Source organism: Desulfomonilia bacterium (assembly GCA_036567785.1).
Classification (GTDB): Bacteria; Desulfobacterota; Desulfomonilia; order UBA1062; family UBA1062; genus DATCTV01.
The window spans coordinates 1-20742 of sequence record DATCTV010000023.1 but is presented as its reverse complement, the minus strand read 5'-3'; the positions used below and the strand labels follow the sequence as shown (position 1 = coordinate 20742).

The 20742-nt window shown below is 45.6% G+C and carries 15 protein-coding genes; 8 read left to right on the top strand and 7 right to left on the bottom strand.

What is annotated here, in order from left to right; genetic code table 11:
- Positions 1-3: 3 nt before the first annotated feature.
- On the top strand, positions 4-1224 hold the full coding sequence (locus VIS94_04760; protein HEY9160379.1) for a Druantia anti-phage system protein DruA: 1221 nt from the start codon (positions 4-6) through the stop codon (positions 1222-1224).
- Positions 1225-1458: 234 nt separating this feature from the next.
- Here VIS94_04760 and VIS94_04755 read toward each other — a convergent pair whose 3' ends face one another.
- From VIS94_04755 to ricT, 4 genes are all read right to left on the bottom strand, one after another.
- The gene (locus VIS94_04755) at positions 1459-3171 is read right to left on the bottom strand and encodes a metallophosphoesterase (protein HEY9160378.1); all 1713 of its coding nucleotides are present in this window, start codon (positions 3169-3171) and stop codon (positions 1459-1461) included.
- A 401-nt stretch (positions 3172-3572) separates the two neighbouring features.
- Positions 3573-4871, bottom strand: a complete 1299-nt coding sequence (purB, locus tag VIS94_04750) for an adenylosuccinate lyase (protein ID HEY9160377.1) — start codon at positions 4869-4871, stop codon at positions 3573-3575.
- 4 nt (positions 4872-4875) lie between these two features.
- A complete protein-coding gene (metG, locus tag VIS94_04745; protein ID HEY9160376.1) occupies positions 4876-6804 on the bottom strand; it encodes a methionine--tRNA ligase in 1929 nt (642 codons plus the stop codon).
- Positions 6801-7829 carry a regulatory iron-sulfur-containing complex subunit RicT gene (gene ricT / locus VIS94_04740; GenBank protein HEY9160375.1) on the bottom strand — a complete coding sequence of 343 codons (1029 nt, stop codon included), beginning with the start codon at positions 7827-7829 and terminating at the stop codon, positions 6801-6803. Before ricT ends, metG begins: the two co-directional genes overlap by 4 nt.
- 226 nt (positions 7830-8055) lie before the next feature.
- Here ricT and VIS94_04735 point away from each other — a divergent pair, with 226 nt between their 5' ends.
- The 6 genes from VIS94_04735 (at position 8056) to VIS94_04710 (ending at position 14717) form a co-directional block, all read left to right on the top strand.
- Complete coding sequence (locus VIS94_04735) at positions 8056-10455, top strand: PKD domain-containing protein (protein HEY9160374.1); 2400 nt, start codon at positions 8056-8058, stop codon at positions 10453-10455.
- A gap of 118 nt (positions 10456-10573) precedes the next feature.
- Positions 10574-10849 (top strand): hypothetical protein, encoded by a 276-nt coding sequence (locus tag VIS94_04730; GenBank protein ID HEY9160373.1) that lies wholly within the window; start codon positions 10574-10576, stop codon positions 10847-10849.
- 19 nt (positions 10850-10868) lie between these two features.
- Complete coding sequence (locus VIS94_04725) at positions 10869-11333, top strand: CBS domain-containing protein (GenBank protein ID HEY9160372.1); 465 nt, start codon at positions 10869-10871, stop codon at positions 11331-11333.
- Positions 11334-11393: 60 nt separating this feature from the next.
- Entirely contained in the window at positions 11394-12830 is a 1437-nt protein-coding gene (locus tag VIS94_04720) for a HAMP domain-containing sensor histidine kinase (protein HEY9160371.1), read from the top strand.
- On the top strand, positions 12769-13365 hold the full coding sequence (locus VIS94_04715; protein HEY9160370.1) for a hypothetical protein: 597 nt from the start codon (positions 12769-12771) through the stop codon (positions 13363-13365). Before VIS94_04720 ends, VIS94_04715 begins: the two co-directional genes overlap by 62 nt.
- Positions 13362-14717 carry a sigma-54 dependent transcriptional regulator gene (locus tag VIS94_04710; GenBank protein HEY9160369.1) on the top strand — a complete coding sequence of 452 codons (1356 nt, stop codon included), beginning with the start codon at positions 13362-13364 and terminating at the stop codon, positions 14715-14717. Before VIS94_04715 ends, VIS94_04710 begins: the two co-directional genes overlap by 4 nt.
- 8 nt (positions 14718-14725) lie before the next feature.
- Here VIS94_04710 and VIS94_04705 read toward each other — a convergent pair whose 3' ends face one another.
- From VIS94_04705 to VIS94_04695, 3 genes are all read right to left on the bottom strand, one after another.
- The gene (locus VIS94_04705; GenBank protein ID HEY9160368.1) at positions 14726-16870 is read right to left on the bottom strand and encodes a PQQ-binding-like beta-propeller repeat protein; all 2145 of its coding nucleotides are present in this window, start codon (positions 16868-16870) and stop codon (positions 14726-14728) included.
- Positions 16824-17510, bottom strand: coding sequence for a prepilin-type N-terminal cleavage/methylation domain-containing protein (locus VIS94_04700; protein HEY9160367.1), 687 nt, complete (start codon positions 17508-17510; stop codon positions 16824-16826). The genes VIS94_04705 and VIS94_04700 overlap by 47 nt, the downstream gene beginning before the upstream one ends.
- Positions 17511-17797: 287 nt before the next feature.
- On the bottom strand, positions 17798-19090 hold the full coding sequence (locus tag VIS94_04695; GenBank protein ID HEY9160366.1) for a phenylacetate--CoA ligase: 1293 nt from the start codon (positions 19088-19090) through the stop codon (positions 17798-17800).
- Positions 19091-19177: 87 nt separating this feature from the next.
- Between VIS94_04695 and VIS94_04690 the strand changes: the two genes are divergently transcribed.
- Positions 19178-20497, top strand: a complete 1320-nt coding sequence (locus tag VIS94_04690) for a UDP-glucose/GDP-mannose dehydrogenase family protein (GenBank protein ID HEY9160365.1) — start codon at positions 19178-19180, stop codon at positions 20495-20497.
- Positions 20498-20742 lie beyond the last annotated feature (245 nt).

Here is a 20742-nt window from a genome sequence, read left to right as displayed (position 1 = left end):
GATATGCTAGACTTAAAGTTAAAACATAATAGTCAATTACACAGGCTTATTTCAGAACATAAACCTGATGTTCCAATATTTACAGAATCTTCTGAAGATAGGGTTAAACTTCTAATAGTTCGTGATCTTTTAAGATTGGGATGGGAAATGAAAACAAATACTAATCGGATTTCCTTTACCCCTCCATCTTTTTATAACAAGCAAATCGTTAAGGATTCGATGCAGATTAAAAGACAAGAATCCATACAAAAAAATAAAAAGTGGATAACTGAAAATATTTTATTAGCAAGGCATAATTTAGCAGATGGTCATTTGGTGTGGGAATCTAAGATTGAGCCAATGATTGAGGTATGTGAAGAACAAAAACAATTCGACCTATTTCGTATCTTTCGTTATTACTGGTCTTCGCCTTACAGCGACTATGTAGGAAGAAGAATTAAACTTTTAATCCGTGATAATGCATTACCAAATAAACCTTTAATAGGAATTGCTGCTCTTGGGAGTTCAATTGTTCATATTCCGGACCGTGATAACTGGATTGGTTGGAACAAGGAAACTCGCACAAAAAACTTGGTTTATACAATGGATGCCTATGTATTAGGGGCCTTGCCACCTTATAATCATCTTTTGGGTGGTAAGCTCATTTCTTACATAATTGCATCGAACGAGGTCAGAAACATTTATAAGCGAAAATATAAAGATACGATTACTAATATCTCCAAACGTAAAGCAAATGATCTTGCTTGTCTTTTTACAACTAGTCTGTACGGGAAAAGCTCTCAATATAATCGCATCAAAATAGATAATAACTTGTTATATATACCAATTGGACAAACTAAAGGTTTCGGAACCTTGCATTTAACAGACGAAACTTTCGAAGCAATGCGCGAGTTGCTTCGAAATAACAATATCGATGTTACTAATAAATTCGGCGATGGCCCAATATGGAGAATGCGTGTAATTCGTACTGCTGCTGACATTCTTGGATTTAATTCCGATCTTTTACTTAATCACTCTTTTAAAAGACAAATATACGCTATACCTCTGGCAGATAACTTTAAAGAGTTCCTGAACGGTAACCAAAAAAAACCTCATTATTTAAACTACACATTAGATGAGCTAGTTAATCATTGGAAAGAGCGATGGCTAATAAATCGAAAAAAAAACATTGATGTAAAAAACAATATACACAATTTTTGTGCAAAAGATTTCAACATAAATTAGTAAAGTGTCAGTCGCTTTTTATTGAGAAAAGTATAGGTGTAAGGCACCTCTTCATGCAAGAAAAAGCTATAGCAGTAAGGTTACAATAATAATGATAAATGAAATGACATGGCGTCAGAACGATGCAGGTCAAGAAGCGACGCAGTCGAGGAATGAGGCGTACATTGCTGTACGCCGCAGTGACGAGACAAGGAAGTGACACAGAGATGCGAAGTTATCACGCCATGTCGGTCTTTATCTCGACAGAGATATGCAGCGTCCCTCCTTTCTTATCGGACTCCCGTTGTTATACGAATAAAGATCCACAAATTCGATATTGTCAAAAGGCGTTATTACAACGAAGCTCTGCTCAGGGTAGCCGGATGCGACCTTATCAACCCATGTCCCGGTATTGGCATAGATCGAATGCGAATTCTTACCGATCTTTTTCAGATAGCTGTTGGTCATGAGAGACAACATACCCTTATGCGTATGTCCGAACACCACTATCCTTTTCGTGCAGCCATCGTGAGAAAAATACTCTTCACTCATGAGATCCATCAGCGGATCGTACACACCGTTTAAAATGGCGATCAATACGGCAATATGTTCAGGGACATTGTTGATTGTCTGAAGATTATCCCAGTTCGCGGCCTTTGCGTTGTCCTTGTAAATAATCCGGTCGTCGGTTGTATTGCTACCTATCACATCCTTGTAGCTGTAGGTTTCCGTGAAGCCGTCAATGCCGGTATTGAATGATTTTTCTTCCCAGCCGAAATTCGTCGGGTATTTTATAAGTATGGGTATCCATGCTGCCTGATAGAGGTCTATCGGAATGCCGCTGCCGGTTCCCCCGGACAACCCGTTCCCGAACAGTTCATTGGGAACAAACTCTTCCTGAGGATGCTGCCTCAAAGATGTTACCGAATCCTTCGTTACAAAAAAGCCCGGCGCAAGAATCGTATGCTGTCCGGTAACACCTGCATTCGAAACCGAATCAGGGGAATTGAAGAAGTCATACCTGTGGCTGTGCTCTATAACGATCTCGGAACGGCCGTCCGGAATGTACGAACCCAGCCCAGAGTTGACGCCGCCCACATCATCCCTGGCATTGTTGATTCCCGGGAACCTCTCATCCATATCGGCCCTTGTCACAAGCATGTCATGGTTTCCGGGAACATATGTAACCTTTATGTCTCCATCCTCGATTATGCCGTTGAGGGCGTCTACTATGCCCTCGTTAGCGTCGCAGATATCATTGAAGAAATCGTTCTCGTCTTTGCCATTGAATGTCTCATATTCCATCGGGCATACCCATTCGTCAAACATGTCTCCGGCTATGACCAGTTCCTTTACCGTCGGGTTGACCCTCAACTGAAGAAGGAAATTCTCCAGGTGGATTCTGTTCGCGATCTGCCAGCCGTAATTCTCATCCTGCGCTCTCAAATCCCCGAGATGCATATCGCTTATAACGACAATCTGCTTCCTCTCTCCCCCCAGTTCCTGACAGCCTGAATGAACACCGAAAGAAATCCCGACCGTAAAATAGCCCTTATACTCCTTAAACAGTGTTTTTCCCGAGGAGGATGAGGCGCCGGACTTGACTATGATTTCATATTCATTCCCTGCTATGAAATTATCACCGCTTGAAAGCGAGACTCGAACGATGGCTGGTGAGAGGCTTGTAAATTCAGCATCCAGGGGCACAGGTTCGCCGGTGCCACCAATAAGATAAAGATATGTGTTCCCGCTTATTGAACTGAAATCAAATTCTTCGCTGAATATGAGGTCAATATAATTCGTCTTTTCGAATATCGCTGGATTATCCGCATAGGAAGAAGCAGACGTTTCACCGACAAACGCCGTTACCGAAAACGGGGCGCTGCTGGCATTATCAGAACTAGTGGAACAACCCGCATAGAAAAGAACGGCTGAGACGCATACTAATAAGCAGACTGATTTTTTCATGAGAAATATCATCCTTTTTTAATATTGTTACTTATAGAATCGGTGTTTTGATGGTTTTGCTTAACAACTGAATTTCTTAACAGCTTAACAGCTCTTAACCATGCCGCTGTGACGAGACAAGGAAACGACACAGGCAGAAATAACTACCTCGATTACGACATGGCGTCAGAACAAATTTTCGCTTCACGAAAATTGACGCATCGAAGATGCGCCCGAAGGGTGAGGGCCGACAATAGCCCGAATCAAGGCAGGTCAAGGAGCGACGATGTCGAAAAGTGAGGCATACTTTTGGCGTATGTCTCTTCGCCTTTGCTACGCTCGGCTTGAGGAGCGTAACAGGATGCTCATGATCCCAATTTCGCAACTTTGAGACAAGGAAGTGACGCAGAGATGCGAAGTTATCACGCCATGTCAAAGACACGTTTGAATATCGTGTCTATGTACTTCATATGATGCGACAGATCGAACAGGTCGTCGATTTTTTCCCTGCTGAGTTTTGCCGTGACCTCGGGGTCGTTCAGGAGCGCTTCCTTGAAATCACCCTTGCCTTCCCATACGGGAAGTGCATTTCTCTGCACGACGGCATAGGCGTCGTCTCGCAGCATGCCCGCATCGACAAGCGCAAGCAGGACATTCTGCGAATGCCATAACCCCTTTGTGAGTTCGAGGTTCTTCTTCACATTTTCCGGGAACACGACAAGGCCTTCTATCAAACCTTTCAGTCTCTTGAGTGCAAAGTCAAGCAGGGTCGTGGCATCCGGGCCGATAACGCGCTCGACGCTGGAATGGCTTATATCGCGCTCATGCCAGAGCGCCACGTTTTCCATGGCCGAGAGTGCATAGCCGCGCAGAAGCCTTGCCATACCTGTCAGATTTTCGGAGAGTATAGGATTCTTTTTGTGAGGCATTGCAGACGAACCCTTCTGCCCCTTGCCGAAAGGCTCCATTGCCTCGAGCACCTCGGTGCGCTGCAGGTGCCTTATCTCTATGGCAATCTTTTCGATTGTGCAGCCGATGAGCGCAATCGTGGTGAAGAACTGGGCATGCCTGTCGCGCTGGACGATCTGCGTGCTGAGCGGCTCTGCCGTAAGCCCGAGCTTTGCGCATACATATTCTTCGACCTCGGGCGGGACATTTGCGAACGTGCCGACCGCGCCCGATATCTTGCCGCATGCGATCACATCGATGGCCTCGTTCATGCGTTTAAGGTTTCGCCCCATTTCCGCATACCACAGAGCGAACTTTGAACCGAAAGAAACGGGTTCTGCGTGAATACCGTGGGAACGTCCCATTGCGGGCAGGTCTTTATATTCATAGGCCCTTTTCTTAAGGGCCTCCATCAGCATCCTCATGTCTTCGATTATTACAGCTCCCGCCTCCTTGCACTGAAGCGCATAGGCGGTATCCAGCACGTCTGAGCTCGTGAGTCCCATGTGCACGTAACGCGCGTCCTCACCTATATATTCGGCCACACAGCTTACGAATGCGATTACATCGTGTTTTGTGATGTTCTCGATTTCTTCGATCCGCGCAACATCGAACCTGGAATTCTTCCGGATATTCTCAAGACTTGCCTGCGGGATTTTACCCAGCTTCGCCCAGGCCTCGCAGGCTGCAATTTCCACATCCAGCCACTTCCGGTATCTGTTCTGATCCGACCAGATTTCATTCATCACCTTTGTGGAGTATCGGGGAATCATAATTTCACCTTATCCTTGCGCCGACTTTGACTTCCCTGTCGAAGCCGATCAGGGAAAGACCGCCATCTTCAGTGTCTGTAGCCAGAAGCATTCCGAAGCTCTCTATGCCCATGAGTTTGGCAGGTTTGAGGTTGGTTACAACGGCTATCTTTTTACCGGTAAGTTCTTCAGGTGTATATGCCTTTCCTATGCCTGCAACGACCTGTCGCTCCTCGCCGGTATCGACCTTCATCAGTATGAGCTTGTCGCTCTTCGGTACGCGCTCGGCGCTTATAATTCTGCCCACCTTGATCTCTGCTCTGGCGAATTCGGAGATGTCTATCAGATTGAGCGCCTCTTTCTTTTCTTCCTTTTTCTCTTTATTTATCTCCGCCTCTTTTTCGGTTCCGGCCGCACCTTCAATGGCCTCAAATTTTTCCACCCTGGGGAAGAGCACTTTGGGTTCCTGAGTCTTCACGCCGGCCTTCAAAAAGCCGAATACATTGAGACTGTCGATATCCAAATTATCCTCTGTGCCGATCATCGCCAGGATCCTTCTCGATGCATCTGGCATCACGGGATACGTCATGACGGCAATAAACCTGATGCCTTCCATGATATTGTACATGACCGCAGCAAGACGCTTCTGATCCGTTTTAACCAGAGTCCACGGCGCCGATTTATCAATGTATTTATTGAGTCCCGAGACCAGCGACCATGTGGCGGCAAGCGCGTTCTGCATCTCGACGGATTTCATCCTTGAACGGTAGTGGACTGCAGCGCTGAGCGCAAGATCCCTCATCTGGATATCCTCTTCATTCTGAGGCTCGCCCGTTTCCGGTATTATGCCGCCATAATATTTTTTCAGCATGCCCAGGCTTCTGTTTACAAGGTTGCCCAGGTCATTGGCAAGGTCTGCATTGTATCGGTCGATCATGGCATCTTCCGAGAAGTTCGAATCAAGCCCGAATACCATATCGCGTACGAGATAGTACCTGAATGCGTCGAGCCCGTATTTTTCCTTGAGATCAAGAGGATTGACGACATTACCGAGGCTTTTGCTCATCTTCGCCATATCGACATTCCAGTAGCCGTGGACATTGAGATGCTTATAAGGCTCGATCCCGGCTGCCTTGAGCATGGTGGGCCAGTAAACACCGTGCGGCTTCAGGATATCTTTCGCAATAAGGTGCTGCGCAGCCCCCCAATAGTCGCTGAAATGCGCGCCATCGGGATAGCCGATGCCTGTCAGATAGTTTATTAGGGCGTCAAACCAGACATAGCAGACGTAGTCATTGTCGAAAGGCAGGTCAATGCCCCATGACAGGCGCTGCTTGGGCCGTGATATACACAGGTCATCGAGAGGTTCGCGAAGCATTCCGAGCACCTCGTTCCTGTACCTTTGGGGTCTTATGAAATCCGGGTTGGCGTTTATATGATCTATCAGCCACTGCCTGTATTTTTCCATCTTGAAGAAATAGTTCTTTTCCTTGATATGAGTGGGTTCAACCTGATGCTGCGGACACTTGCCGTTTTCAAGTTCGCTGTCGGTCAGGAAACGTTCGCACCCCAGGCAGTAGTTGCCGCCGTATTCACCGAAATAGATGTCGCCCGAATCATAAACCTTCTGGAGTATTGACTGGACTACCCTCACATGATCAGGTTCGGTAGTTCGTATGAACCGGTCGTTTTCCACCGACATCTCTGGAAGAATCGCCCTGAACAGCGCACTGTTTTCATCGACAAGCTCTCTTGGCGTCCTCCCCTGCTTCTGGGCGGTCTGGGCAATCTTGTCGCCGTGTTCGTCTGTTCCCGTCAGAAAGAACACATTCTTGCCTGAAATACGGTTGAAACGCGAAAGCACATCCGCGATTACAGAGGTATAGACATGCCCGAGGTGAGGCCTGGAATTAACATAGTATATGGGAGTGGTTATATAAAAATAGTTCATCATTGCTCTGGTTTCCTCCTGGACCTGTTGCGCCGGTTCCGGTTATGGCGCCTGCCCTTGTCCTTTTTCTCTTCGCTTTGTCCTTCCGCTTTTGCCTGAGGGGGTTTGACCGGTGCGGGTGCCGGTGCCTGCTGAGGTTTTCTCTGCTGAGGCTGCTGTTTTTGTTCGGGAAGCTTCCGAAATTCCTCTTCGGTAAGTATGTCCGAAGCCTTTGCTTTAACAAAACGCCTGTCTGCGAGTTTTGCAATAAAGGTCTGGTTGATGACGTTTATGCTGATTACAACGGCCTCACCCTGTTCAAGGAAAACCGTCTTTCCGGCCTTGGGCAGGTTGTCTATAAGGTTTGCGTAGGCCTCTTTTTCATATGCAAGGCAGCATTTAAGCTTGCCGCACATTCCTGATATCTTTGTCGGATTGAGCGTCATGTTCTGGTTTTTCGCCATCTTGACGGATATGCGCTGGAAGTTCGTCAGAAAGCATGCGCAGCAAAGCTCCCGCCCGCAGCTCCCTATACCGCCGAGAATGCATGTCTCCTGACGGGAACCGATCTGCCTCAATTCTATTCTTGTCCTGTATTTTTCAACAAGGTCTTTGAGCAGTTCCCTGAAATCCACCCTGCCCTCGGAAACAAAGAAAAACGTGATCTTGTTGCCGTCAAAAGCATGCTCGACACTGATAAGCTTCATGGGAAGATTTCTGGCGATTATACGCTCCTTGCAGAAATTAAAGCACAGCTTCTCCTTTGCCTTGATGTCGCTAAGCTTCTTTTTATCGGTGTCGTTGAGCAGTCTCAGAACCGGTTTTATCTCATCAAGTCCTGCGGCATCCTCTTCATCGGTAAACGCAAGCACCTTGCCTGCAGCAAGCCCCTGTTCTGTTTCCACAACCGCCATCATGCCGGGCTTTAAATCAAGTTCTCCCGCATTGAATATATACGGCGTAAGCATGCTGGAAAACCTTATATAAACAAGCTTTCTTGGTGCGACCACCTGCATTGCATCATTTTGTACAGATTCGGAATTTTCCATAAAAGTCATGTTATCAATCTTAAAACCTATTTTGCAAGCGCATCTTTTCTAAAACACCCGGGGCATCCATAGCAAAGAATATTAATTACATTATCGTAACCCTGATTACGCCTGATATGTAATCTTTCGCCGGATGCATTTTTCAATCTCCATAAATCATTGAGTTTTTGGAGTGGCTTACTGATTGCTTCCTTCTCTTACAGATAAAAGATTTGGAGGAGCATCCATGAAGAAAAAAATTACGATATTATCATTAACCTTGGCAACGGCAATTTTATTCCCGATATCACTGATAGCCGCATCCATAGAAGTAAGCTGGAACGCCAATACGGAGCCAGATCTTGCCGGTTACAAGATATATTACGGGACTCAATCGGGAACATATACCTCAACAGTAAATACCGGCAAAGTAACAACCATGACGATCGACAATCTCGAGACCGGTAAAACATATTACGTTGCAATGAGCGCATATGATACATCCGCAAACGAATCTGAGAAATCGGCAGAAGTCTCAGTATCAATCCCTGTCCCTGACACAATCCCGCCTACAGGAAGCATAACGATAAACGCAGGCGCTGCAACCGCCTCCTCAAGAACTGTAACGCTGAGTCTTTCGGCAACCGATAATGCAGGAACAATCGCCGGCATGATGATAAGCAACGACGGCGTCACATGGTCTTCCGAAGCCGCCTTTTCAGCATCACAGGCATGGGTCCTGACCGAGGGTGACGGAATCAAGACCGTATATGCAAAATTCAAGGATTCAAACGGCAACTGGATGACGACACCTGTAAGCGACACAATAACTCTCTTGCTTGATTCGGACAACGACGGCATGCCTGATGTTTGGGAAAACACAAACGGCCTGAACCCGAACAACGCATCGGACGCAGGCCTTGACAGCGACGGAGACGGCTATAACAATCTGGAAGAGTATGTAAACAATTCAAACCCGAACTACAAATATGACTATGCACCAACAGTAGAGGCCGGTGCAAACCAGCAGAGCGATCCGACAAGAATATACTTAAACGGTTCGGCTACAGATCCTAACGGCGATATCATCACATATTCTTGGTCTCTTGTTTCAGGCCCGGTCCCGGTCACTATCGATAACGCCACCTCAAGCAGGGCCAGTTTTCTTGGCGTCAAGTCGGGCACCTACAGGTTTATGCTGACCTGCTCCGATGCAAGATCCTCTTCAACCGATACAGTCGACATCAAAATTAACAATGTGGCTCCAAACGTAAATGCGGGCAGCGACATGACTGTCGATTCAGGCACCACGATAACGCTTCATTCAGTCGGCTCAGACCCTAATGACGATGCACTTGTCTACACATGGTCGCTTCTCGAAGGCCCAGGCATCGCACTGCCGTCAATGACGACCCAGGATATAGTTATCACACCGCAGAATGCAGGTTTGTACAGGTTTGCAGTCGTCTGCTCCGACGGTGTAAACTCAAGCCAGGCCGATGAGGTCCTGATCACTGTCAATGCAGTCAACCGTGCTCCGACTGCTGATGCAGGAGCTGATATCGATGTGCAGTCCGGCACTGTAGTAACCCTCGACGGAAGCGGATCAAGCGATCCTGACAACGACACCCTCACCTATACGTGGACACAGGTTTCAGGCACCAGGGTTCAGCTGACGAATGCAACCAGCGCAAAGGCAAGCTTTACCGCCTCTGCAACCGGTACGTACGTATTCGAACTGATCGTGTCTGATTCAAAAGTTAGTTCGACACCAGATACAGTTACTGTAAGGGTGTTGAAACAGAATACCGCCCCTGTCGCCGAAGCAGGTGATGATCAGGATACCAAGGTCGGGACATTGGTGAGCCTTGATGCAGGCGCATCCTATGACCCTGATGCTGATGCCTTAACATTCACATGGTCCCAGATAAGCGGTGCATCAGTTGAAATGACCGGTGCCAATACCGCAAGAATGACATTCACCCCGACTGTATCAGGCGTCCTGGAGTTCAAGGTAACCGTTTCCGACGGTCAGGCAAAGGCTGAAGACACAGTCAAGGTAACAGTCGAAAGCGTTAACCATGTCCCTGTAGCTGATGCGGGCGAACCCCAGACCGTTAACCTGACTCCGACACTGGGACTGAAAGTTACACTTGACGGCAGAGGCAGTTGGGACGCCGACGGCAACACGCTCTCCTACATATGGTCTCAGATCTCTGGCCCCAGCGTATCGCTGAGCGGAGCTAACACTGCTACCCCGTCATTTACTCCGGGAACCGCCGGAACCTATGTATTCGAACTCAAGGTATATGACGGCAAAGATACAAGCCTTGCGGACACCGTCACGATTACGGTCCAGAACATCCAGACCAGCATCAAACTTACCGCACCGCTTAACGGCGCACAGATATCCAGCGCTCCTACGCTTAAATGGACCGGCGCCAATATGACGGGTTATGGAGTATATATAGCGCTGGACGGAAAGAATTATGTAATGATGTATTCCGGCAGTTCCACATCATACACCATTCACTCTGTGCTCTGGTACTGGTTCATTCCGAAAAACACCATGATTAACTGGTATGTCGTCGGACAGTCAGGCTCCAGCCAGGCAAAGAGCACAGTATTCACGTTCAAAAAAGTATAGTGCTCAAAGCACTACAGCCTAGAAGGGGCCATGAGGCCCCTTCTTTTTTTCTTAATACCTTGAAATATCGCTCAAGTTGCATATTATTAGACATAAGAATCTTTCGGGAGGTTATATAATGAAAAAGGCATTCTGGTTGTTACTTATGATCGGTTCCCTTTTCGGATGGGCATTTGCCATAACCGGGCTTGTCAAGCCCTTTGAAGATGAAAAGATTAAAAAAATCTGGAAAAGCATTTTCTGCACGTGGGTTTTCGGCCATCCGCTCGAGCTTGCCCTGTCTCTCGGGATAGGTAAAAAGGCTGGACTGTCAGGGCTCAGGACTGTCATAAAAACGCTTGCATTCGGATTCACCTGGTGGGTTCCGCTTAAGCTCGGAATCATTAAAAAATAATTTTTCATGAGAGGCCCTGATGATAACAGTCAAAGATATCATGACTACCGAACTGGTGACATTTTCCCCGGATGACGAAATAGCAAAAGCCACAAAAATTCTTCTGGAAAAGAGATTCAACGGTGCGCCGGTAGTTGATTCTCAGGGCAAACTGGTGGGTATTTTATGCCAGAGCGACCTTATAGCCCAGCAGAAAAGCTTCCCCATCCCCACCATATTTACAGTGTTTGACGGCTTTATCCCGCTCACTTCCGTTAAACATCTTGAAAAAGAGGTTGAAAAGATTTCGGCAGCTCTGGTTTCCCAGGCCATGACGCCGGACCCTGTTACCGTAAGGCCGGAGACGGAAATCGAGAAGGTTGCAAAGCTGATGGTTGACAAGAATTTTCATACGCTCCCTGTTGTGGACGAAAACGGTAACCTCATCGGAATAATTGGAAAACACGATATACTTAAAACCCTGATCAAGGATACCCAGCAATAAAACTCAGACTTGCCATCAGGGCTAAAAGAATATAATTATTATCATTCTATGAAAATTGGATTGCGTGAAAAACTTGCAATGACCTTTATGGTCTATCTGGTAGTAATATTGGGCCTATGTATATTACTGCTTTATGTTTCTTCAAGCCTCGGAGGCGTGACGGCCGAGGTGTACAGTCTTGACTACAAAAAAAAGGACACCGGCGAAACCTTGAATCAGTGCCTTATCAACCTTGACGAGGCATCCCGCAAGTATATTCTGCTTCAGGACCCTTCGTATATGGGTACTGTCAAGGAGAATGCCACAGAGATTTCAAATGCTTTCTCATATTTGAAAGGCAGCAAAGTCGCTTACGACAGCAAAGAGGCTGAATTGATAAAGATTTCCGAAACCAGATGGAATGACTTCATCAAGGCTTACTATCTTGAAGCTCAGAACATACCATCAGACCCCAGGCTGATAGATAAGATGTTTGAAAAAAACGATAAAATCATCGATGAACTTGTCGAGACCGCAAAGACTGTCAGACAGAATGCTGTAAAGTCGATTGACGAAAAGATTTTCAAACTTAAAACACTTGGAGAAAAGGTGGTGACCATAACATGGTGGTCATTTATAACAGCCCTTGCTCTCGGACTGTTCATCCCTTTGATAATCTATATCGGCATATCCAAAGAAATAGGTCTTATTAACACAGGGACAAGACACATCTCAGAGGGTGATTTTACATACAGGATTCCTATTGATTCAAAAGACGAGCTTGGCAAACTTGCGGAATCGTTCAACAAGATGGCTACGCGGCTGAAAGAGCTCGATGACATGAAATCAGAATTTATCTCAATTGTTTCTCATGAGCTGAAAACACCTCTCACATCGATGAAGGAAGCTGCCAGCCTTCTTATGGACGGCATTGGCGGTGAACTTGACGGAAAGCAGAAAAGACTTATCTCGATAATGGATCAGGGAATAAACAGGCTGCTGCAGATAATAAATGAGCTGCTGGACATGTCCAGACTTGAAGCCGGATTATTGAGACTTGACCTTCAGCCGAATGATTTAAGGATTATAATATCCGAATTCGTTACAGAAATTATGCCTTATTCTCAGAATAAAGGCATAGACCTGATATTCAGGAATCCCGATTCAGCATGTATGGCAAATGTGGATAAAAATAAGATCCTGCAGGTGTTGACAAATCTGACCCACAATGCAATCAAATATTCGGAAGACGGTGGAAGAGTTGAAATAAGACTCAGCCGCAAGGGAAATGATTTTATCATTGAAGTCCAGGATCATGGAAAGGGTATTCCAGAGGAAGACATACCTCTCATTTTTGAAAAGTTTTATCAATCCAGGACTACCAGAGGTCACAGCGGAATCGGCCTGGGACTTGCAATCGCCAAACATATTGTGGAGACGCACGGAGGAAAGATACATGCGCAGAGCAGGGTTGGAAAGGGCAGCTTGTTTTATTTCAGTATTCCTGTCGGTGCTTGAACTGATACTTGCCGGTTGCGCTCCGCTGCTGCCGCAGGAGATAGTAACAGCCGAGGACAGTATTGCTGCAGGTAAAGCGCTTAAATCGACAGCATCACTGGATATTCCCATTGACCATCCTGATATCGAGGCAAGAAAAAAGATCATTTTGATTATGAACTCGATTATAACAGAAGAATATTCAACAGCTGAAACAAAGGCTGCTTTAATGGCCATCAGGAATGACCCCGACGTTTCAAGGGATCTGAAGGTCGATGCCGGCTATATCATTTCACTTGTCGAGATCATCGGCGAAAGGAACAAGGATATCGACTTTCTCCAGAACAAGAATACGAAATGCCTCAATGACAGGGCGGAACTGGAGAAGACCCATAAGGAAGATGAGAAGAGATTGAAGGAAACTGAAAGAATATTGGCTCAGAAGGAAGAACTTATAGCGATTCTTGCAGAGGAGAAGAAAGAACTTAAGTTCAAACTCAATAAACTTGAAGAGATTATTGAGAAGTCTGAGAGGAAAAGAGGTCTTAGAAAATGAACCCTGAAATCATCATACTGGATGATGAACCAAATATTGTTGAGGTACTGATTACCCGTCTCGAGACCAAGGGTTATAATGTGAAGGGTTTTACCAAACCGGACAGCGCACTCGAAGCGATTAAAAACGGCAATGCCTGCGTGCTGCTGACTGATATGAAGATGCCGGAGAAAGACGGTATTACCGTCCTTAACGAGGCCAAGGAACTGGATCCTGACATCGAGGTGATCATACTTACAGCCCACGGCACAATTTCCAGCGCGGTTGAAGCAATGAAACAGGGTGCATACGATTATATTCTCAAGCCTTTCAACCCTGCAGAACTTATTGCCAAACTGAACAGAGCTCTTGATAAACAGGAACTTAAACAGAGGGTTCGTGCGCTGGAAAAAAAAGTGGAGCTCTCGTCCGACAGTCCGATATATGCGGTCAGCCATTCAATGAACCATGTCGTACGCCTCGCAAAACAGGTAAGTTCAACCGATGCCACGGTGCTTATCACAGGTGAATCAGGGACAGGCAAAGAGCTTATTGCAAGGCTTATCCACAGCGAGAGCAAACGTGCAGCCAGAAACTTCGTAATCATGGACTGCGGGGCGACACCTTCAGGGCTTATCGAATCCGAGATGTTCGGTTATGTCAAGGGTGCTTTCACCGGCGCAATAAAAGACAAGACAGGAATTATCGAAGAGGCGGACAAAGGGACGCTGTTCCTTGACGAGATAGGTAACATATCTCCCGAACTCCAGAACAGGCTGCTAAGGGTTATCGAGTATGGAGAGTTCCGCCGTGTAGGCGATGTCACTCAGAAACATTCGGATATCAGGGTTATCGCCGCCACAAATGCAGACCTGATGTCGCTTGTAAAAAGCGGCTCTTTCAGGGAAGATCTTTACTACAGACTCAAAGTCATTAATATCGACATTCCCCCTCTAAGAGAAAGGACTGAGGATATACCGGGTCTGGTCCAGATATTTGTCAATGAGTTTTCCCAGAAAACCGGCAAACATATCCTCGGCATATCAAAGGACGCACTTGAGATCATGAAAAAACATCACTGGCCTGGAAACGTCAGGGAGCTCAAAAACACGGTACAATCGGCAGTTGTTCTGTGCAGCAACGACATCATCACCAGAGACGACCTTCTCATTTCAGGAATCTGCGAACCTGAAGAAGTGTTTGACGATAGCCTTAACAAGCTGGAGGAGACGGAAAAGGATATGGTCATTGACGCCTTGAAAAAGTCCAGATGGGTTCAGAACGAAGCGGCAAAAACACTGGGCATATCAAGGCGCGTAATGCATTACAAGATCAAGAAGTACAACATTAATATAAACGAAAAAACAGTCTGAGAATTCGTTTATATTTCCTTTCCGCGCAATCTTGTACCGAGGAAGCATGTTTTAGCACCATGCAAACCTGAATAATCGTGCTCATATATTTTCATGTCATAGCTCGAGAAAACCAGCTTCCTGTTCTTTGTGTCTATAAGAGGGCCAAACGACCTTCCGCTGCAGATAATTTCTTTTGATATGAATTTTCCGGTTCCCGCTTCATATATGCTCAGATACGAATATCCGGTATCTATTCCTCCACAGGGACTTCCTTCTGAAAAATGGACTAAATAAACCCTGCCATCCATTATCAGCATCCGGATAATTTCAGGGTTCTCGATTTTTTGTGACCATAAAGGCTTCTGCATATTCGTACAGAAAACCGTATCCTTCGTACAGCCGCATAGGAAAAGGGATTTTCTGAATGTATATGAGTGGACATCAAGGATTTCATCCGTTACCCCGGCTGCTATTACGTATCTGGTAATCAGTTCAGGAGTCAGTATGAATATTTTTCCGTGTGATGTCCCTGCATAAACCAGTGATTCATTAGGATCATAATTGATGGTTGTGATCTTTTCGCCAAGGCTCACGCTGAACAACTTGTTGCCTGAAGAAAGTTCCAAGGCTTGCACATTATTGTTTTTTGCAAGAAATACCATATTTTCTGAAACGTCGAACAAATCCGCATTTGATTTCCAGGCCAACTCCGGTGTGTTTCTAAAGCAGAACAGGCTGCCATCGGAAGAAGGTCCTGCCACTACATGTCCACCGGTACTTCTTATCCGGCCTCCCGGACCCTTGACAGACCATATAAGACTGCCTGATGCCAGGTCTATCAGACTTATTGAATTTCCTGAGGTTGAGACATAGAGGTTATCTCCCTCGTTATATACGGATTCCGCCGGTCCGGGATAATCAAAGGCCTGGGACTGGATTAACTCACCGGTTGAACTGATCCTGTAATATTTTGATCCATTTCTGTTAACCCATGACGGATTTAAACGGCCGAACCTGTTTTCAAGAAACACCGTTTTGTCTTTTCTTTCAAGCGGCATGGTACCGGTAAAAGGTGTTTCCGTAATAAGGTCATTCACACCGGGCATATATTTGCCTTTTCCTTTGAGAACCACTGCTTCAAGGAAATCGGTTTGAGGCCCCAGTATATGCACGAAAATATTCTTGGATGCCGAATAACAGCTAACATCATCAAGACAGTGAGAACCCGCTCCTGAAATATGTGTATCACCGGAATTCAGATCCCCGTCATAATCTCTCAGCCAGAGCGGAATATCTCCGTCATCCCTGGCCAGACCGTCGGTTAAAAAAACTATATGCCTTGTTGTTGCGCATTCTTCAGGAAACTTTTCGACAATCCCGTAAAGAGATTTCGCAAGTCTCGCCTTGTCATCATTGAAACTGATCTTGTTCAGCATCTTGATAAGTTTGTCTCTTTCCTCCCCGAAGGGTACGGTTATCCCTTTTGTAACCGATGCAAGAGCCGCCTCTGAAATGCTTACTGAACCCGCAATTTCCCGCATGACCTGCATATAAAGCGTCGAAATCGGCATTGAACCTGAGCATCCGCTCAAATCTGAGGCAGGCGCCTTAAAGTGTGAGTTTCCATATGAACCCTTGAAATATGTACCATCACCGGTGTTTACATAATCTCCATCTTTAATAATGAAGTCTGAAATGGAAATTTCCCCTTTCTTGTTCTTAAAATAAACCGTGCTCTCATCATAGTCGCTTCCACTGGCCTGCATAAGACTTTCAGAGTCCTGTACAAGAAAGAGAATGTAGGGTCTGCTGCATGTAAGTTTTATATCTTCTTTCATGTGACAACTATTGTTTGCCTTTTCAGATTGCCAGTAATATTCATTCTTTCCGCTTCCATATTTCTTTTCAATGATATCTGTCTTGAAAACCATGTGGTCCCATCCTTCAGGCGCGGGCAGTCTGTAATGATTTATTGTGCACCCGCTGTCTTCAATCCCGGAACCTTCGAGAATATGTTCAAATCCTGCCCCTGTTGCCAGTCTGAACCTTGCAACCGCATAAGCCGATGCCGATATCGACAGGATCAGAATCAGGAAGACAAGGGTATAAACAAGAACCCAGCCTTCATTCTCCGAGGCTGTAATTAAAGCTGATCTCTTTTGCTGTCTCATTTCTTCTTGCCCTCATAATTATTTTAATTTCACCGCCTGAGTGTTCTACTGAAAGTCCTGTGATATTTTCCGATATAAGCTGATTGTTCCTGTAAAGACCCTCTCCCGTAACCTGATACAAAACTGCAGGTACTGTCCTGTCGCCGGCTTTCGGAGTTCCTCCTTTAAGAGGTATCGGGGTGTTTCCCCTTGAATAATTGTTCATGATTTCATAAGCTCCGCTGTCGCTTATAATTCCCTGGCCGGCAATGTAATCAGGCTTACCGTCTGTATCAATATCCAATGTATCCAGCACTATTGAATCTTTATTTACTGATGATACGGTTGAATAATATGGCGGAGCATATGATGAATTTATTGAAAGACCCTTGTTATCATTAGTTGCAGTAAGTCCGGCAATAAACAATTTATCGCCGCTGAATACAACTTTCAGATCACGGGGAAGCAGGTAGGCGCATTCCTCAATATCCCTGTCAAGTATATGCATTGCAGTTCTTAATGACTGCATGCATATCCAGTCAGATCTCTGTGAACCATAAGCCCATGCCACGGCAATATATAAGCTTGAAACCGAAAGCAATATCAGCGATCCCAGCAGCAAAACGATAATGAACTCTATCAGAGTCATTCCTTTGGACATTTGCACCCCCCCCATAAATAATTAAAAAAATCCAAATGGCAGATATTACCAACGCCTACAAATGACAACTTAACTTATTTCTAATATTCTATATCATACTGGTAATAATATTATTTGTCAATTCCTATTTTTATATTTTTTGTTGATGCGACAATATCGTCGAAATGAAGAGAATCGTGATAAAACGTTAAGGTGTGCCTCCGGCGAGACAATAAAAAGGCCTCTTATGGACCCTTCAATAAGCCATATTCAAATTCAGTCTGCCGGACGGCGGAAGAGATTATTTATTATATACTCCTGTTATCAATCACACGGACCGCCTTGCCAACTTCATTATAAGGCAGACTGTCGGGTTCGCAGAGTTCGACTTCGGGTGTCAGCAGTATCTCATCATGCAGTTCCCTTACAATCCTGTTTCTTAATGAGGCCAGAACCACCTTGTTGCCCTCAAAGAAAGCCTGATCCACTTCAACCTTTACTATCATGTGGTCATTGTGGCCTTTATTCATAAGGATAATCTGATAATTCCGCCTGACCCCTTCGATGCCTATAAGCACTTCTTCTATCTGTACAGGGAAGATATTGACGCCCTTCAATATGATCATATCATCCGATCTTCCTGTTATTCGACTGATTCTGCGGTGTATCCTTCCGCATTCGCATTGACCTTCAACAATACTTGTCAGATCTTTTGTACGGTATCTTAAAATAGGCATCGCCTCGTGCGTCAGCGGCGTAAGCACAAGTTCACCAGTTTCACCGGTCTTGACCGGTTCGAGAGTAACAGGATCCAGTATCTCGACATAAAACGAGTCTTCCCAGATATGCATGCCGCTCTTATACGGGCATTCGAAAGCGACTCCGGGACCGCACATTTCAGAGAGCCCGTAAGAATTGAAGCAATCTATGCCGAAAAAGTCCTCGATCTTTTTTCTTGTCTCTTCCGAGTATGGTTCCGCACCGGCAAATGCAAATTTCAGATATGGAAAGTCCTTTTTCGGATCGACACCATTCTTTTCAAGGGTATCGGCAAGGTGCAGCGCGTAGCTTGGAATGACATGAATTGCAGTTACACCGTAATCTTTCATGAATTTTAGCTGGCGCTTCGTATTGCCCGGCCCCGAAGGAATTGTAAGGCAGCCTATTTTTTCCGCTCCGTAATGGAAACCCAATCCCCCTGTAAAAAGGCCGTATCCGATCATGTTCAGAAAGACATCTTTATTGCGTACACCTGCCATATACATACACCTAGCAACAAGCTCCGCCCATAAATCAATGTCGGTCTTGCTGTGATAGACGACTGTGGGAATTCCCGTGGTGCCCGATGAAGAATGGAGTCTCACCACTTTCTCAAGAGGCACGGAAAGCATTCTGTACGGGTAGGAATCCCTCAAATCCTGCTTCACGGTAAATGGAAGCCTTGAAATGTCTTCCAGTGTATTTATTTTTATATCCGACAGGCCCTTGTCCTGATAAAATGGTGAATTTGATGCCGCCTTAACTGTTTCTTTCAGTCTCTTCAGTTGAAGCTCTTCAAGTTCTGCTCTCGGCATGGTTTCGGCTTTTTTGTCCCAGTACACTTTAAACTCCTTGAAATATATTTGAAAACCCATATAAGTGGATACAGAAAAAAGGTAATCAAGTCAAACCTTGCAGGAGAGAAAAACATGAAAATCTGCATGATCGGATCAGGATATGTCGGTCTCGTAACAGGCGCCTGCCTTGCCGAAATGGGAAACGATATAATCTGTGTTGATGAGGACAAGAAAAAGATAGATCTGCTGGAAAAGGGCGAAATCCCGATATATGAACCCGGCCTTAAAGACATGGTCATAAGGAACAGGGATGAAGGCAGGCTTAGATTCACTCTTGACCTCGCTGAAGGCGTCAACAGCAGCCTTTTGTGCTTTATCTGCGTGGGCACCCCGCAGGATAAGGATGGTTCGGCAGATCTTTCTTATGTGCTGCGCGTGGCAAAGCAGATAGGTGAAATCATGACCGAGTATAAGATAATAGTGGACAAATCTACCGTGCCAGTCGGTACCGGGGACAAGGTCAGGGACATAATCAGGACAAGCCTTGACAGCAGGGGTTTGAGTGGTGTCGAGTTTGACGTTGTTTCAAACCCCGAGTTTCTGAAAGAAGGCAACGCCGTGCAGGATTTCATGAGGCCTGACCGTGTTGTGATTGGGACCGACAATGTAAGGACGGCGACAATATTAAAAGAGCTTTATATTCCGTTTGTCAGAACGACAAACAATCCCATGCTTGTAATGGATATTAAGAGCGCCGAACTCTCCAAGTATGCGGCAAACGCCTTTCTTGCAACAAAGGTGTCATTCATAAACGAGCTTTCGATACTTTGCGATAAAATGGGTGCCGACATATCTCATGTCAGGGAAGGCATGGGTACCGATGACCGGATAGGACCCAGATTTCTGCTGGCAGGCCCGGGATTCGGCGGCTCCTGCTTCCCCAAGGACGTTCAGGCCCTTATCGCCACATCACGCAGTTATGACCATGTTCTTGAAATAACGGAGGCGACATGGCGTGCAAACCAGCGCCAGATGAAATATTTTGCAGACAAGATACTTTCATACTACCCTGACCCATCCAAAAAAACACTTGCTGTCTGGGGGCTTACCTTCAAGCCGAAGACCGATGATGTCCGTGAATCCCCTGCCCTGTATGTTATAGAAATGCTTCTTGAAAAGGGGATGAAAGTAAGGGCATTTGATCCCAAGGGCATTGAAAATACAAAAAAGATATTCGAAGATAAAATATTCTATGCGAAAGATGCATACAATGCGCTCGAAGGGGCCGACGGACTGGCAATCATAACGGAATGGAACATGTTCAAGAGCCCTGACTTTGACAGAATTAAAGAAACCCTTAAGACCCCTGTAATCTTTGACGGCAGAAACCTCTTCGATCCTAAAGAGATCAAGGATAAGGGATTTGAATATTTCGGGATAGGACGCGGTTAATTTAAAACATTAAAACCGGATACCGGAGAAGAATATTTAGTCCCCCCTGAAGGAGCACTTAAGCCCATGATATAATTGGCATAAAGCTCATTTTAAAATGTTATTATCTGCATAAAAATGGTAGTATGTGCATAGATTTCTTGCAGATTTTGATTTTCAGGAGGGCAGATGATACCGAGGAAAGATGAGCAGGTTCAGATGGGTTTGTTCAAGGAGGATCTGTCTGAAATGTTCAACCCGAAACA

Excerpts from the sequence above, each read along its gene's own strand:
- ricT (HEY9160375.1), bottom strand. The coding sequence starts at position 7,829 with ATGGAAAATTCCGAATCTGTACAAAATGATGCAATGCAGGTGGTCGCA.
- VIS94_04690 (HEY9160365.1), top strand. The coding sequence starts at position 19,178 with ATGAAAATCTGCATGATCGGATCAGGATATGTCGGTCTCGTAACAGGC.
- VIS94_04725 (HEY9160372.1), top strand. The coding sequence starts at position 10,869 with ATGATAACAGTCAAAGATATCATGACTACCGAACTGGTGACATTTTCC.
- VIS94_04760 (HEY9160379.1), top strand. The coding sequence starts at position 4 with ATGCTAGACTTAAAGTTAAAACATAATAGTCAATTACACAGGCTTATT.
- VIS94_04755 (HEY9160378.1), bottom strand. The coding sequence starts at position 3,171 with ATGAAAAAATCAGTCTGCTTATTAGTATGCGTCTCAGCCGTTCTTTTC.
- metG (HEY9160376.1), bottom strand. The coding sequence starts at position 6,804 with ATGATGAACTATTTTTATATAACCACTCCCATATACTATGTTAATTCC.
- VIS94_04730 (HEY9160373.1), top strand. The coding sequence starts at position 10,574 with ATGAAAAAGGCATTCTGGTTGTTACTTATGATCGGTTCCCTTTTCGGA.
- VIS94_04710 (HEY9160369.1), top strand. The coding sequence starts at position 13,362 with ATGAACCCTGAAATCATCATACTGGATGATGAACCAAATATTGTTGAG.
- VIS94_04715 (HEY9160370.1), top strand. The coding sequence starts at position 12,769 with ATGCGCAGAGCAGGGTTGGAAAGGGCAGCTTGTTTTATTTCAGTATTC.
- VIS94_04700 (HEY9160367.1), bottom strand. The coding sequence starts at position 17,510 with ATGTCCAAAGGAATGACTCTGATAGAGTTCATTATCGTTTTGCTGCTG.
- VIS94_04705 (HEY9160368.1), bottom strand. The coding sequence starts at position 16,870 with ATGAGACAGCAAAAGAGATCAGCTTTAATTACAGCCTCGGAGAATGAA.
- VIS94_04735 (HEY9160374.1), top strand. The coding sequence starts at position 8,056 with ATGAAGAAAAAAATTACGATATTATCATTAACCTTGGCAACGGCAATT.
- purB (HEY9160377.1), bottom strand. The coding sequence starts at position 4,871 with ATGATTCCCCGATACTCCACAAAGGTGATGAATGAAATCTGGTCGGAT.